Source organism: Providencia sp. R33, from assembly GCF_019343475.1.
GTDB lineage: Bacteria > Pseudomonadota > Gammaproteobacteria > Enterobacterales > Enterobacteriaceae > Providencia.
Map to the genome: position 1 here is coordinate 2264144 of NZ_CP072453.1, position 14401 is coordinate 2278544.

A 14401-nucleotide genomic window follows, 5' to 3' on the forward strand; every position below is an offset into this window, starting at 1 on the left:
AACTCCTAAGCAAACGAGCACACAAAGCACATAACGATTTGTGTGACCAAAGTTATATGCGTTGCTTAACGTAAACGCTTACGAGTCTCATGACCATTCGCGATTATTCTATGGTATTTGATTTTTTTGTCAATGAACCAACAAAAACGATACAACAACACAATAGGCTCTGGTATCCTCCTCTTTCACATTAATATACGGTGTATAATTAATAATGGAGGTAACACATGATCACCGGGCATGTCTTCATAGCAACCAGTTTAGATGGCTATATTGCTCGTAAAAATGGCGATATTGACTGGCTTTTACAACAGGATCTGCCTGAAGAAAACCATGGTTACGAAAACTTCATCTGCAACATCGATGCAATCATCATGGGGCGAGGAACATTTGAAGCCGTTTGTAATTTTACACCTTGGCCCTATGAGCAACCCATTGTGGTTCTTTCATCCACACTCGCAGCCCAACCTGTTCCTGAACATTTAATCGGTAAGGTACGGTTTTCGAACCAGACTCCCAAGCAAGTCATGCTGATGTTAGAGACCGAAGGCTGTAAACGTGTTTATATCGATGGCGGGCAAATTGTTCAATCCTTTTTAAAACAAGGGCTAATTCACGACCTTATTATCACTAAAATTCCCATTCTATTAGGTGAAGGGCGTCCATTATTTGGCCCAATTCCCCATGATATTTTCCTTAACCATTTGAATACTCAAAGCTTCCCTTCAGGGTTTATTCAATCCCATTATGAGATAGTCAAATGACAGCGAGAAAACCAGGTCGCCCTAAAACACAACAACTCAATATTTCATCTGAAAATATTATTGCAAAGGCGGTAGAAATATTAGATGAAAAAGGAATTGAGCAATTATCCATGCGGTTAATCGCTAAAGAAATGGCTATTACTCCGATGGCGCTTTACCATTATTTTTCTGATAAAAACGCGTTAATTAAAGCCATTGGCAACACGCTATATCACGATATTAATGTTACAGATATAAAAGGTATTCAGCCCAAAATAGAAAACCTTTTGCTTAGATATCGTGAAAAGGTGATTCAATACCCACAAATTACGTTAGCGATATTTAATGCATCTGCGTTATTTCCTGAACAGGCTACTCGCATAACCAAAGAGATAATTCAGTTATTAATAGAGTTAGGGTTATCAATACAGCAAGCAACCCAGTGGGGGCACATTCTCATTGACTATACTCACGGGGAAGCTTTAGCGTCAGCAACTTTAGAGTATAACGAGCAAGTTCACGCTAGAGAAAATTATATCAACGCAATGATTTTACTGAACATGAAGGGTTTATTGTTATGTCAAAAATAGTTAAATAAATAACGTTTTACTGCGATATACCTTTTGCACCTTAACCCATTTTTCTTTTATTTCTGCTACTATAACAGCCACCTTTTCTATCATCTTATTGGCTAATAAAATCATTATGAGAGCAACTTCTGAAGAAGCCCGCGTTTTTATTGAAGTGGTAGAACAAAAAAGTTTTAGTAAAGCGGCAGATAAACTAAATCTAGCGAATTCGGCAGTAAGCCGGATCGTCAAAAAACTGGAAGAAAAACTGGGTGTCAATTTGCTTAACCGCACCACAAGGCAAATTGACCTAACCGCCGAAGGTGAGCTTTATTTTCAGCGTATGAAAGTTATCTTGCAAGAAATGCTAGCGGCAGAAAATGAATTACACGAAACACAAACTTCCCCAAAAGGCCTATTACGAATTGATGCTGCAACCCCGATTGTATTGCATATATTAATCCCTTTTGTGTCTGTTTTTCGTCAACAATATCCCGACATTCATTTGTCTCTAGTTTCATCAGAAACCTTTGTTAATTTAATCGAGCGGAAAGTCGATGTTGCAATACGTGCAGGGCAACTCACCGACTCTAGCTTACGTGCCCGCCCACTATTTAATAGTTATCGTAAGATAATTGCGTCTCCAAATTATCTAGAACAGCATGGTGCCCCCAAATACCCTCAAGACCTTTTGAATCATACAGGCTTAATCTTTACTGAACCTGCATCATTAAATATATGGCCAGTTAAAGGTATTGATGGACAACTAATAGAAATCACAGAAGGGATATCATCAAACAGCGGGGAGACGTTAAGGCAGCTTTGCTTAGCTGGAAATGGGATTGCATGTTTGTCTGACTTTATGGTGAATAAGGATATTCAAAGTGGCCAATTTGTCGAAGTGTTGACAGAAGAATTGCAGCCTATTCCTTTACCCTTTCATGCCGTTTATTACAGTGACCGCGTCGTCAGCCAGCGTATTCGCGTTTTTATTGACAGTTTAACTCAATATCTTGCAGAAATTCAGAAGCCATAAAAATTATGGCTTCTGAATATATAAAACAATCAATTAGTCCCAGTTTGGTGCTAAACCTTCTGGGCTAACTAAACGGTCATTACAATCTAATTTTGCAATCGCCGCTTTATCGTCGCTGTCTAACTGTAATTGTGTTGCTTGCAAGTTACTCAATAAATTTTCACGTTTGGTTGATGATGGAATAACAGAATACCCTTCACCCATTGCCCACGCTAAAATAACTTGAGCAGGCGTTGCATTGTGTTTCTGTGCAATACGCCCAATGACCTCATCTTTTAATGCTTTACCATAAGCCAATGTCATATAAGAGGTAATATGGATATTGTGCTGTTTTGCCCACTCAACGACTTTTTTATTTTGCAGATAAGGCGACAGTTCGATTTGGTTTGTCGCAATGTTTTCTGCACCAACTGCTGCAATCGCTTTTTCCATTAATGGGATGGTGAAATTAGAAATACCAATTTCACGTGTTAACCCTTGTTTTTTTGCTTCCAATAAAGCTTGCATAAACTCTTCAACAGAAACGGCATCATTTGGTGATGGCCAATGCACCAGTGTTAAATCCACATAATCTGTTTGTAAATCACTTAAGCTTTTTTTCAAGCTCGGAATGAGTTTATCTTTGCTTAGATTCTCAATCCAAATTTTTGTTGTGATATAAAGCTCACTGCGTGCAACGCCACTTTCTGCAATAGCCTGCCCAACTGCAGCTTCATTCTCGTAAATTTGTGCAGTATCAACTGCGCGGTAACCAACATCTAATGCATTTTTTACCGATGCAATCACCACATCATCTTTTAAACGGAATGTGCCAACGCCAATCACAGGAATAGTCATTATGTTTTCTCTCTTAAATTTGTTCACGTTAAACTTCACAAATAATCATTTGGTTAGCCTATACACAGGCTAAAAGCCAACCAATAATTACTGAGGCAATTCGAATGCCATAGAGAATACGATGGAATAATGCAGAGGAAAATAGCCGTAAGCTCAATAGACTTTTGCTAAAAAATCAACAATCTCTTTAGTTAATAGCTTTAACTATAAAAATAGTCTTTATAACGACATTTGACTAAACTCAGCCTAGCTAAATCATCATTTCAGACAATAAAACTACAAATGTAAAAATCACCATTCATTACTCCGCTTTTTATCTTTATTTTAGTTTGTTAGCCTAAATACAACTTAGCAATTAACGAATAAGGCAATACAAATGAAAATTCTTCTTCTCAATGGTGGACAAACATTTGCTCACTCTGCAGGGCAACTTAATCGTACCTTGCACGATGTAGCCAAAGCTTGCCTATGTGAGTTAGGGCACACTATCCAAGAAACGCATATTGAATCGGGTTACGATATCGAAAACGAAGTTAAAAAATTTCTTTGGGCAGATACAATCATTTACCAAATGCCTGGCTGGTGGATGATGATGCCTTGGATGGTAAAAAAATATATGGATGATGTTTATACCCTCGGCCACGGCCATTTATATGCAAACGATGGTCGTACTCGCCAAGACCCAAACAAGCAATATGGTACTGGGGGTCTACTTCATGGAAGAAAATATATGCTCTCAGTAACTTGGAATGCACCTATTGATGCATTTAATGAGTTTGATAATTTTTTTGATGGTCGTGGTGTTGATGGCGTTTATTTTGCCTTTCATAAATCACAACAATTCCTCGGATTGAAAAAATTTCCAACCTTTATGGTTAACGACGTGATCAAAGAACCCAATATTGAAAAATATATCAATGATTATAAAGCGCATCTTACTGAGATTTTTAAATAGTTAATTTTAAAAAAGGAATACAACTGTATTCCTTTTTTATTATTTAGCTATAATTAATTTTATGCTATTTTACTTATTAATTTCACATCTAATAAATTTATCTTACCTTCTACTTTTTTAATAAAATCTTGCAAGTGTTGTGTCGCATTATGTTTATCTAGTGATTGTTGATCCTGCCATATTTCAAAGAAGACGAATGTATTTGGATTAGCATTGTCTTGATGTAGTTCATACTGGAGGCAACCTTCATCTCTATTGCTTGGCTCAACAATCGACTTAGTTGCTGATTTTACAAACTCAACTTCATTATCTTTTGCAATTATCGTTGCAACAATTCTTATTTCTGACATAAGCTCACCTGTTATAAAGTTAGAAAATATTAATTCATCTATTTATAACACAACTCGAAATCAGAATTTAGGCTTTATTGTTCTATAATTCAGAAAATACATTTCTAATTTTAATCATATTATTATATTGCAAAAATAGTGTAATTTTAAAATATAATGCAATCAATTTTATAATTGCATTATATTTTGTTTGTCTCACACTGATGGCTATAGGCTAAATTTCATTCAATAATGACGCAATAAATCTCAACCGGTGATCATCACCACCTTGAGTTACACGGTCGCAATTCATCCATTTACCATTTTTAAGCCCTACTGCTGTCATGCAATGAAAAATGGCATCACTTACTGGATCACCTTCTTTGACGATGAAATCAGTGGGCTCCTCAGACGTTGTCACAATCGTCGTTTTATTGATATCTAACAGTGGTAATAGCTTCTGTTGTTGTTCGTTATAATACCAAGCGAAGCCATTTAGCATTACTTTATCAAAGAACCCTTTCAAAATAGCAGGCATTCCCATCCACCAAACAGGGAAAATGACAATCACCTCAGAGCTTGCTTTAAGTGTTTCTTGGTATTTGCCCACTAAAGGATCAATAAAGTCACCTTTGGCATATAACGCAAGCTCAGCTTCCGTTAAAACAGGGTTGAATTTATCTGCATGTAAATCGATAAGTTGAAACTTTTTCTTTTTAGAGGCTAATTCTTTTTCTATCGCTTCAAGCAAAAAGTGGCAAAAGCTACCACTCCATGGATGTGAATAAATAATAGTTACCATAAAATCCTATCCTTTGCATAAAACTGAATAATATAAAATATCACTCTGATTTTTCTATTTTTTATTGTAACTGATTATAACTAATTGATTATGATAAAACGCAAAATTAATAGATTTACTATACAGATAAAACTAGCCAGCGTAGCATAATAAAGTCATAACATAAGAATGAGGCCACCATGAAGAATCATATTCAATTGGATATTAAAGATAATGAAGCCACCTTATCTTACCTATCACATAAAATAATTTTACCTATTGGCATCAAAAATTTTAATGGTTTTAAGTTTCAACATTCTCCTATTACAGCTTATGAAGCAGAGATGGCGATTGAGCATATCGAAAATGCCATTATTCCAGTAAAAAAACAGCTCCCTGAAGGGAAAATATTACTCTTTAGCAATGACGAAAAGCTAGGTTTACTGATAGAAAATAGGCGTTTTGATGGTGAATTTATAACGACATTACAAATTGAAGATGCTTTTAATGAATTGGTCAATGTGATAAATGGTAGCCCCCTTCATTCAACACAATTACCGACGAATAGCGAGTTCAGTGCATTTTTATTAATCATAAGGGAAATCACCCATCATTGGGGCTTGAATGGTATTACATATAATTAATCACAATAGAAAAAAGGACAAAACTCTATTTTTCTAACTTAAAGATTCTAAAAGGGCTTTAATATTAATATTCTACAAGTTACTTTCAAACAAACCCGCTGGGCTATCACCCTTTAAAAAAGGACATGTGTCCTTTTTTAATAAAGAAAATTTGAGTATAATTCAAGTATAATTTCAAGCACAATCGGCTATTAAGATGAAAATAGTAAATGCCACAGCAAAGTGTACAGAATTCATTATTCACCATAAAATTAATGAATTTATTTCTGAAGAAACTCTCGAAAATGCAAAGCTTATCCATATAAAAGCTAAAGAATATTTAATATTTCAAGATAGTGAAATCAGTCACCTTTATTTTCTTGTTGGTGGGAAACTGCAAGTTGAACGCTATGAAACTGATGGCAATAAAGTAATTTTTTCATTTGTAAATGCATTTTCTATTATTGGTGACTTAGAGCTTTTCCAAAGCCATCTTGAAAATAACCGCGTTTACAATACAATTCAAGCAGTTACAGATGCAGACTTGCTTGCATTATCTTTATCTATAATCCGAAAAAAAGAAATTCACTCACCGTTATTTTTACAGTTTATCTGCCAACACCTTAGTAAAAAATTGTATAATGCGTCACAATTACACTCCAGTGCATCCTATTCCGTTGAATACAAGTTAAGGCGCTATCTCGCTTTTGTTGAAAAACAAAATGGCGGAAGTTTTAAATTAGAAAATCGTGATTCTTTAGCTGCAATGTTGGGGGTATCAGTGAGGCAATTAAACCGTACATTATCTAAATTAGTCAGTGATAAATTGATAGAACAAAAAGGCAAACAAATTAAAATATTAAATACTGAACAACTTTTAACATCATGCCAAAATTAGAAAAGGCTGCCAATGACAGCCTTTTTAAAAAATAAGGAGATAATTACTTTTTGGTTGCTAAAATAACTGTTGAAGCCTTAATTATCGCAGTAACTTTACTGTTCACTGCAAGTCCCATTTCAACTGTACTATTATTTGTTACTACCGCAGATAGTAATGTTCCTGCATCCGTTTTTAAATTAACAACAGAGTTTACACTACCTTTTTCAATTGACTCTACTTTGCCATTGAATTGGTTACGCGCTGAAAACTGGTACTCTTGTGCATCAGATACAAGGACAACCCAAGGCGCTTTAATCACAGCAACCGCTTGTTTACCTTTTTCTAATCCTAACTGCTTAGTGCTGTTTTTAGTGATAATTGCAGCAATGCTTTCTCCATTGCCTAAATTTAAAATAATTTCATCATTTACTGAACCAACAGCTACAGACTCAACGACACCCGTAAGTTGATTTCGTGCAGAAATAGTCATATTACGTCCTTAGTGATTATTAATTATTTGAATGATAAACTTTAGCGTTATATTTTTTCAACCACCACGTCAAAAGACTTGCGGCTTACAGCCTATAATTCATAGATATATTCCTATAAAAAGAATACCAAACTATGAAAATCATCCAATAATAATATCCTAAAACCACTTTAATATGCTATTTAAAATAGTTATCAAATTCACATTTAATCACTGACTTTTAATAATGGATGCTCTTTTTTATAATCATGTTCATGAGCATGCCCTTGTGATTTCAAAACAACATATTCTTTCTTACAATCAGTTAAAAACTGTAAAGAATTCGTTTTACCTGTTTGTTTGTCAATTAAAAAGAGGCTAATTGTTTTTTGTTTTGGGGAAACTATTTCAATGATTCGTCCATCATCATGATAATAATCACCTTTATTAATCACTACATTAAAATCTTTGATACTTTCAACTCTACGATGCTCTTTGCTTTCCTCTAAAGGAAAGCCTGCGTATTCACCGATAACAAAATCACGGATATTAATCACATCATTGAAGAAGAATACTTTTGCTATGGGGGCCGCAGTTGGGAAGGTAAAGCTACCATTCCTATCGTGTGATATCTGGTTGATTGATTGGTCAATATCGCAGGTATAAACCAGCGTTGAATTGGGCGCTTGACAGCCGACTAAAACCATAATCGCCGTGAGCAAAAATCCTATTTTTTTCATTTCAGTCCCTGAGCTTAAATAAAAAGTAAAATTTAGATTAGTATAAACATAGCGAGCTCAAAGCTGAAATTTTAAGCGTAAGGAAATGTTTTTATTTTAACTGGTACCTTTATGTTTGTAAAAAGTGGCACTTTTATCAAACCACAATTCACCTATATTAATGTTATTGTGTTTTTTAAAGGTATCCTGTTTATGCAAATAGAAAATGAATTTGGCCAGCCCATTGGTCGGCTCGTTCCAAATTGGTCCCCTCGCCTATTACCTCAAAGAATTCAACTAGATGGCAATCACTGCCGAATCAAACCTCTTGATATTTCACATGCTGAAAGCTTGTATCAATCTTTTTCTCAGTCACCAGATAAACGTAGCTGGACTTGGTTGTCTGACGAAGCCCCTCAAAATTTACAGCAATATAAAAATTGGGTCCATCACGTTACACAAAAAAGTGATCCACTATTTTTTACTATTTTTGATAAACAAAATGGTGCTGCAATCGGTGTATTTTCATTAATGAGAATCGATGCAAACAATGGTGTTGTTGAAGTCGGTCATGTTCATTTTTCCAGCTTGCTTAGTGGCACAATTATGTCAACCGAAGCTCATTGGTTATTAATGCAATACATCTTTAATTCATTGGGTTATAGACGTTACGAATGGAAGTGTAATAGCCTGAATAACCCTTCACACCGAGCTGCGTTACGTTTAGGGTTTCACTATGAAGGGCGATTTCGAAATGCGTTGGTGACAAAGGGACGTAACCGAGATACCGACTGGTTTTCTATTATTGATAGTGAATGGCCAATGGTAAACGAAGCATTGCAAGCTTGGTTGTCAGACTCTAACCACATCAATAACAAACAAATTAAATCCCTTTCGATGATTCGAAAAAGTTTATTGCTGGTTGAGAGCTAAATATAAATAGCCCCAACCGGGGCTATTTTGACACTCGAAATTAAACAAAATTTGGACCAATCACATCAATTCGGTCAGTACAAATAGTATCAACGCCCCATCGTAACAGTTCCGTTGCACGTGCCGGGTTATTGACGGTATAAACTAATATATGTAACCCCGCTTGTTTAAGCATTCTGACGCGCGCTTCATCTAAAAGTTCATGATTTAAATGAATAGAAACGCAAGCAAGTTGTGTTGTTAACTTCTGCCAATCATCCCGCCAATCATCGAGTAACAAGCCCCTTGGTAACTCGGGAACCGCTTTTTGAGCCGCGGCCAAAGCCTCAAATGAAAATGAAGATAATAATGGTACCGTTTGCCCAGCCCAAAGCTCCCGAGCTGCCAATGAAACCAAAGTACCTGTTTCAACCTCTAACCCAGTTGTAGGTTTAATTTCTATATTAGCCATCATGCCATGTTGCCGACAACGCTCTGCAACTTGTTCAAGAGAAGGTAAGTGCTCACCTGCAAACTCGGAGCTATACCAACTCCCCGCATCAACAGTGAGTAATTGTTCCCAGCTCAGTTGCCCAGCAATGCCAGTACCATCACTTGTTCTTTCTAGCGTATCGTCGTGCAACAGAAAAATTTGGCCATCGATGGAGAGCTTTGCATCAAACTCAATCATTGTATGCCCAAAGCGTGCACCCACATCAATTGCGGCTAAGGTATTTTCAGGTGCAAGTTTACCACCACCTCGGTGTGCGACTATATGTGGGTAAGGCCAATTACTCATAAACGGTATCCCTGTTGGCTATCGAAAAAATATTCTTCTTTTATTTAATCATCATTAGAGAATAGAGTTAATATGTCGGATATACCTTTTTTGTATTTTGTTTCTGCATGCAAAATCTCAATATTCGATACGATTTGCAAGTCGCCATTTTTCACCATCTGGCGAATATCATCAGGTCGTAATGGCTCTTCTAATAACCGATTAACTGTTATTTCATCCGCTATTTTGTACATCGTTTGAAAGATCAATTGTGAAGACCCTAAACGGTCAAAATAATAAAATTGAGAACCTTTTCGCCACACTTCAGCATAGTGGTGATTTGTTACATTACCTATTTTTACCCAAGGCTCTGCACTTTCATCTTGCACTTGATACAAACTTGTTCGGCGGGATATTAGACCAGGAGAACGGTTACTCCCCCATTTTTCAGAACCATTGACATAATATGTTTTATTATCACAATAAAATATTAATGGTGAAATTTCAGGGCATCCTGTTGCAGGAAACGGGTTATCCCCCGCCCGACGTATTTTTTCTTTTTTCTTATCATAAAAATACACGCCATTACCTGATAAAAATAAAGCATGATTAACATGAGCCCCATGACGACTAATAATTTGATAAGGTGCAAATTCAGAGGGAAATAATAAATTATTTACAGCCACATCACCTGATTGAGGGGAAAATAGGTACTCTTCATAATGTAAATTGTCTACATCAAAAGCATATAAATCATCATTGTCTTTCAAGGCAAGTTTGTCTTGCTGGTAATAAACAGACGTTCCATCATGAAAGAAAAACGTGCTTTCCCAAAGGGTATTATTCAGGCGCATAAAATTAACAGCATGTAAATTTTGAGCCTCAGCATCGGTCATCACATGCCCTTTGAAATAAACCTGTTCTCCATCATATAGAATATCTCTATTTCCAATCAGTTGGTACGTTTTATTTGATTTCGGTAATAGCTCTAAGGGGTAATAATAGCTTTGTGGTTTTTCTCCTAGCTCCCAGCCAAATAGCCACGTTTGCCATAAATATTCTAAACCTGAAAGTTCATTATTTACTTGTGATATTGATGAACAATAAATTATCGTTTCACCATCCGTAAAGTAATCATTACCAATGACTTTTGCTGTTTTAGGTTTAAACTGTGGGACAATCTTATTACCGCAATAGCTATTTTTAACATCAACAGCAAATTGCGCGTCACGAAGGCGGCCTTCTATTGTAAGTACTTTAAAGCTATTGAGATCCGCTTCTTCGATGGCATATTCCCCATTACTAGGAATATTTGCATAAATTTTGCCATTGTAGCGTGTAAAAATACTATACCCTATTCTTTCACCTTCATGGCTAATTTCAAAACTCGACACCTTATTCATTGACAAGATAACGCCTGACAAGAACAAACAAGCAAGAAATAAGATGCTGGCACTTATATAAGCCACTATTTTTTTATTAATCAATAAAATTTCGCTTCTGTTTTACTGCTTTTAGCCAGTTTGACCGTTTTACCATTAGAGTTCAAGGTAAGTATAAAATTACACTGATAAGCAATGTTGCGCTTATCATAATCACATTTTGAATCTATCAATAAAATTGTTTGCCCTAATGCACGAATATCCATTGTATGATCAAACGCTTTTGTGAAATCTTTACCATACGTTATTAACGTCTCTGAAATAACGCTATTACCTTTATAGTATTTAATTTCAGTTGGTAGTTGATGCTCGTTGTAGTTGTTCTCACCAAATCTTTCTTGTGTTTCTGCGAGCACTGACCCTGAGATAAATCCACCTTTGTTATATTGATAGATTAGTTCACCGTTAGTGTCTTTTCGTGAAATTATCTTACAGTCTTTGCCTATCACGATTTCAACAGGCCCATTAGCATCCATACCGATAAGCTTATTCTTAACCCGTTCAATAGAAAGATAATTATGAACACCACTTAAATATTCATCTTTTTTCTGGTTTAGACGAAAACTTTCTACACAACCATCACGCCCAATTTTTAGCTGAGACTCATAATTAATTGTTTTGTCATCATTATAAACAGTGGTATTCAGTTCTTTAATATTTCCTCTCACTGGATTGAAATCGTACAACTGTGCCATGTTGAATACAACTGGGTTATATTGCTGTTCTTGAAAAGCCAAGGCTCCAAAAGAGGTAAAAAAAACAATTACCTGCGCCATTGGTAATGCAAATTTACGATTCATTTTTATTTTGTATACCCTTTAATGCCGGTATTCTAAGATACATTAATATCTATTAGTTTTACTTAGCATTTATACTATCAGGTTTTTGACAGATGTCAGGTCTTAGGGAGAATAAAACTAACGGACCGCACATTATTACCTTTTTACCCAAAACAGGAAATTAAACTAAATTCTCAGGGAGAAGATTCACCGAAATGAACGTAATGTGAATTAAAGCGCTTTGGGAATCGGGTATTTTAGGTTTATTTTGGGTGATTCAGTTTTGTACGACTAACCTTAATTGGCTTTAATCTCTCCGGCAAATGCATAACCACATCCTTATTCAACAAAGTTATAGATTTATCTTATTGATTAAATTACTATTAATTGATGAACTAAACCTCGCTCGTGAATACTCATAATCCTTAATACGTTCAGAAATATCATTGCATTTATTCTTATCGAGAACCCCCATCAGTGCCCTTTGTTCAATTTCACTATTTAATCTTTTAATGTCATAAGTGCGCTCAAACCCTTGCAGCTCCAATGCTAGGTTTTCACCGAGTGCTTTACATAATTGCTCATTATTCAATATGTTGATGTTATCTGTATTAATTCTATAATTTGTACAACCTGACACGAATACCACAAAAAACAAACAGCAAAAAATTTTCACAATATATCAACCTGTTAAACGTAAAAGAATAGCCCGTCGTACTCTTAATTGCCATGTTTGCTAGCTTAACTAACCATCAGTACTGTATAGCGAAATTGTAGAGATTTTAAAAGGCGGTAATAGACTTCTGTAGAGTGAGATTTCGCTAAAATGCTTACTTTAACTGAGGTTAGGAGACTTTAGTAGTTCTGAGGATAGCGTAGGAGAAAATCATATATAGCAATCATCTAATTGATAAAGTGGTTATTTAGCTTCTAATTTTCGTTCTATACAAAGAAGAGCATTCAATACAAATGTGCGGCTAATCACTCGTATTGTCTATAAAGTATTAAGTAAACCTATTTGTTTTTACTTTTTTTCCAAATTACAAAATGAATAATACCTAAACAACCGTGGCCATAAATATAAATCTCAATCAAAATCGTGAGTGACTTATGAATACTTCTAGCCTCTAAAGCAAGAGGAGACTGCTGTAACCATAGTATAAACCATACAATACCCGACAAAATAACAATTGATAAAGCACCTAACCCTAACCCTTGAACTGTTGCGGCGAGTCCTTTAGGAGAACTGTCTGGTAACTTTTTAGCTAAAAGAGAACTGATATCTTCTTTGATTTGCTTAAAATCCCCCCAGAGATAGGGATAAAAATATCTAATTCCACGCTGATTAAAACAAGATACGATTAAAAAGAACGTTAAGAAAAAAAGTATAAAACCTGAAACAATATGAATCCAAGAGAATAAATAAGTTATATCAAAAAAAGGAGGAACAACTGACTTTGTTCCTGTCATCCAATTACTAACAATGATTTGTGATACCACTAAGAGTAGAATTAGTGCATGCAACACTCTGATTCTTTTAGTCTGATATAGACCAAAAAAATCCCAAATCGATTTAAATATGCTCACAATGATCCACCTTTTTATCATCTTTCGCACTGACTTTTTTTAATAGTTTATAGCACGATTTTTATGACTTTAACTCCTAACTATAAAATAGTGTATATGAAAAATAGCACATATCTACCATTTGATTTGGAGCATCCTTTTAGGATGAATGTATTCATCGTTATGAGATGTTTTTATTTTCAGTGCGAAACTGATACTCAGAGGGCAAATACAAGGCTAGGGTTTGTAGTTTTTTTCTTGAAGCTTATTGGATCGATTTGCTTAACTGTTAGCAGACGTTAAAATAATGGGATTTAGTTGGAATACTTGATTTACTTGGAATTGGAAGACTTTGGAAGATGTTACTAGAAGTGAAGATGGCGGAGGAGGAGAGATTCGAACTCTCGGATGGTTTCCCATCGGCGGTTTTCAAGACCGCTGCCTTCAGCCGCTCGGCCACCCCTCCGCAATGACGTGCACTATAAACATCCTCTCTTTGGATGTAAACCCCTAACTTGTTCGTTCGCCTTAAAAATATACGCATTTCAGTCTGTTGGGCGAAAATATCAACATTTTGATTCGTTTGCTTGGGTTATGAGATGATTTTTGCTAAATTTGTGCTCTGTTTTTTTGGGACTAAAAAAGTATGTTGCTGTTTAACAATCAAGAAATTGAAACGGATCCTCAAGGTTATTTACTTGATAGCCAACAATGGTCAGAGGAACTCATTCCCTTACTTGCACAAGAGGAAGGTATTGAGCTAACTCATGAACACTTAGAAATCATTCGGTTCGTGCGTAATTTCTACTTAGAATTTAATACATCTCCCGCAATCCGCATGTTAGTCAAAGCGGTTTCGCAACAATTTGGGGAAGAAAAAGGCAATAGTCGCTACTTATACCGACTCTTTCCAAAAGGGCCAGCCAAACAAGCAACTAAGCTTGCTGGCCTACCAAAACCAGTGAAATGTATTTAATTTTTGA

17 protein-coding genes and 1 tRNA gene are annotated in these 14401 nt (G+C 35.6%); 8 read left to right on the forward strand and 10 right to left on the reverse strand.

The features are described 5' to 3' along the window. Positions 1–227: 227 nt before the first annotated feature. The 3 genes from J6836_RS10775 (at position 228) to yafC (ending at position 2348) form a co-directional block, all read left to right on the forward strand. Positions 228–764: a dihydrofolate reductase family protein gene (locus J6836_RS10775; RefSeq protein WP_219249173.1), complete on the forward strand. Its 537-nt coding sequence runs from the start codon at positions 228–230 to the stop codon at positions 762–764. Then, entirely contained in the window at positions 761–1333 is a 573-nt protein-coding gene (locus tag J6836_RS10780) for a TetR/AcrR family transcriptional regulator (protein WP_219249174.1), read from the forward strand. The genes J6836_RS10775 and J6836_RS10780 overlap by 4 nt, the downstream gene beginning before the upstream one ends. A gap of 115 nt (positions 1334–1448) precedes the next feature. Beyond that, positions 1449–2348 (forward strand): DNA-binding transcriptional regulator YafC, encoded by a 900-nt coding sequence (yafC, locus tag J6836_RS10785; protein ID WP_219249176.1) that lies wholly within the window; start codon positions 1449–1451, stop codon positions 2346–2348. A gap of 33 nt (positions 2349–2381) precedes the next feature. On the opposite strand, the gene dkgB is transcribed toward yafC, so the two are convergent. Further along, the gene (dkgB, locus tag J6836_RS10790; RefSeq protein WP_219249178.1) at positions 2382–3185 is read right to left on the reverse strand and encodes a 2,5-didehydrogluconate reductase DkgB; all 804 of its coding nucleotides are present in this window, start codon (positions 3183–3185) and stop codon (positions 2382–2384) included. Positions 3186–3561: 376 nt separating this feature from the next. On the opposite strand from dkgB, the gene J6836_RS10795 reads away from it, so the two are divergent. Then, positions 3562–4140 carry an NAD(P)H-dependent oxidoreductase gene (locus J6836_RS10795; RefSeq protein ID WP_219249180.1) on the forward strand — a complete coding sequence of 193 codons (579 nt, stop codon included), beginning with the start codon at positions 3562–3564 and terminating at the stop codon, positions 4138–4140. A 59-nt stretch (positions 4141–4199) separates the two neighbouring features. Here the strand turns inward: J6836_RS10795 and J6836_RS10800 are convergent, their stop codons facing one another. Next, positions 4200–4490: a putative quinol monooxygenase gene (locus J6836_RS10800; protein ID WP_219249181.1), complete on the reverse strand. Its 291-nt coding sequence runs from the start codon at positions 4488–4490 to the stop codon at positions 4200–4202. Between the two features lie 214 nt (positions 4491–4704). Beyond that, the gene (locus J6836_RS10805; protein WP_219249182.1) at positions 4705–5271 is read right to left on the reverse strand and encodes an NAD(P)H-dependent oxidoreductase; all 567 of its coding nucleotides are present in this window, start codon (positions 5269–5271) and stop codon (positions 4705–4707) included. Between the two features lie 179 nt (positions 5272–5450). On the opposite strand from J6836_RS10805, the gene J6836_RS10810 reads away from it, so the two are divergent. Together J6836_RS10810 and J6836_RS10815 are read left to right on the forward strand one after the other, a co-directional pair. Then, positions 5451–5894 (forward strand): hypothetical protein, encoded by a 444-nt coding sequence (locus J6836_RS10810; RefSeq protein ID WP_219249183.1) that lies wholly within the window; start codon positions 5451–5453, stop codon positions 5892–5894. A 196-nt stretch (positions 5895–6090) separates the two neighbouring features. Further along, entirely contained in the window at positions 6091–6771 is a 681-nt protein-coding gene (locus J6836_RS10815) for a Crp/Fnr family transcriptional regulator (RefSeq protein WP_219249184.1), read from the forward strand. A gap of 43 nt (positions 6772–6814) precedes the next feature. Here J6836_RS10815 and J6836_RS10820 read toward each other — a convergent pair whose 3' ends face one another. Beyond that, the gene (locus J6836_RS10820) at positions 6815–7243 is read right to left on the reverse strand and encodes a TOBE domain-containing protein (RefSeq protein ID WP_219249185.1); all 429 of its coding nucleotides are present in this window, start codon (positions 7241–7243) and stop codon (positions 6815–6817) included. A 206-nt stretch (positions 7244–7449) separates the two neighbouring features. Next, a complete protein-coding gene (locus tag J6836_RS10825; RefSeq protein WP_219249186.1) occupies positions 7450–7962 on the reverse strand; it encodes a hypothetical protein in 513 nt (170 codons plus the stop codon). A 192-nt stretch (positions 7963–8154) separates the two neighbouring features. On the opposite strand from J6836_RS10825, the gene J6836_RS10830 reads away from it, so the two are divergent. Next, positions 8155–8874: a GNAT family N-acetyltransferase gene (locus J6836_RS10830; RefSeq protein WP_219249188.1), complete on the forward strand. Its 720-nt coding sequence runs from the start codon at positions 8155–8157 to the stop codon at positions 8872–8874. A gap of 40 nt (positions 8875–8914) precedes the next feature. On the opposite strand, the gene ugpQ is transcribed toward J6836_RS10830, so the two are convergent. From ugpQ to J6836_RS10855, 5 genes are all read right to left on the reverse strand, one after another. Continuing rightward, on the reverse strand, positions 8915–9652 hold the full coding sequence (gene ugpQ / locus J6836_RS10835) for a glycerophosphodiester phosphodiesterase (protein WP_219249190.1): 738 nt from the start codon (positions 9650–9652) through the stop codon (positions 8915–8917). A 44-nt stretch (positions 9653–9696) separates the two neighbouring features. Continuing rightward, complete coding sequence (locus J6836_RS10840; protein WP_219249192.1) at positions 9697–11118, reverse strand: DKNYY domain-containing protein; 1422 nt, start codon at positions 11116–11118, stop codon at positions 9697–9699. Next, a complete protein-coding gene (locus tag J6836_RS10845; RefSeq protein ID WP_219249194.1) occupies positions 11115–11873 on the reverse strand; it encodes a YnfC family lipoprotein in 759 nt (252 codons plus the stop codon). The genes J6836_RS10840 and J6836_RS10845 overlap by 4 nt, the downstream gene beginning before the upstream one ends. A 993-nt stretch (positions 11874–12866) precedes the next feature. Beyond that, positions 12867–13439, reverse strand: coding sequence for a cytochrome b/b6 domain-containing protein (locus J6836_RS10850; RefSeq protein ID WP_219249196.1), 573 nt, complete (start codon positions 13437–13439; stop codon positions 12867–12869). Between the two features lie 357 nt (positions 13440–13796). Next, positions 13797–13884 (reverse strand) — tRNA-Ser (locus J6836_RS10855). Positions 13885–14064: 180 nt separating this feature from the next. Between J6836_RS10855 and J6836_RS10860 the strand changes: the two genes are divergently transcribed. Further along, positions 14065–14394: a TusE/DsrC/DsvC family sulfur relay protein gene (locus J6836_RS10860; RefSeq protein WP_219249198.1), complete on the forward strand. Its 330-nt coding sequence runs from the start codon at positions 14065–14067 to the stop codon at positions 14392–14394. Positions 14395–14401 lie beyond the last annotated feature (7 nt).